Source organism: Pseudomonas sp. 6D_7.1_Bac1, from assembly GCF_025465945.1.
GTDB lineage: Bacteria > Pseudomonadota > Gammaproteobacteria > Pseudomonadales > Pseudomonadaceae > Aquipseudomonas.
Genome location: NZ_JANLNW010000036.1, coordinates 1 through 282, shown reverse-complemented (window position 1 = coordinate 282; position 282 = coordinate 1). Strand labels below are relative to the sequence as shown.

The 282-nt window shown below is 63.8% G+C and carries 1 protein-coding gene; it reads right to left on the bottom strand.

Annotated features, from left to right (window positions below; all coding sequences use genetic code 11):
• On the bottom strand, positions 1-282 hold a 282-nt coding region (locus NTD87_RS10035), incomplete at both ends, for a hypothetical protein (protein WP_262113629.1).

Sequence of the window (282 nt, the reverse complement as noted above, 5' to 3'; positions counted from 1 at the left end):
CACTGAGTGGCGTTGAGGCTCAGGCTACCGCTGCTCAGCACGCGGCCCTGGTGCTGGTTATCCAGGGTCCCGGCGTTGAGGGTCGCGCCTTGTTGCGCACTCAACGTACCGCCCTGGTTGTTCAGGGCTTGCACCGCGTTGACCGTCAGGTTGCGGCTGGCGACCACGCTTTTGCCGCTGTTGTTGAGGATCTGGGTGCTGAGGGTCACGTCACCGTTGGCGTTGCGGCTGGTGTCGGCGTTGACCCCGGCCTCGATGATGCCGTTGTTACTCAACTGGCCA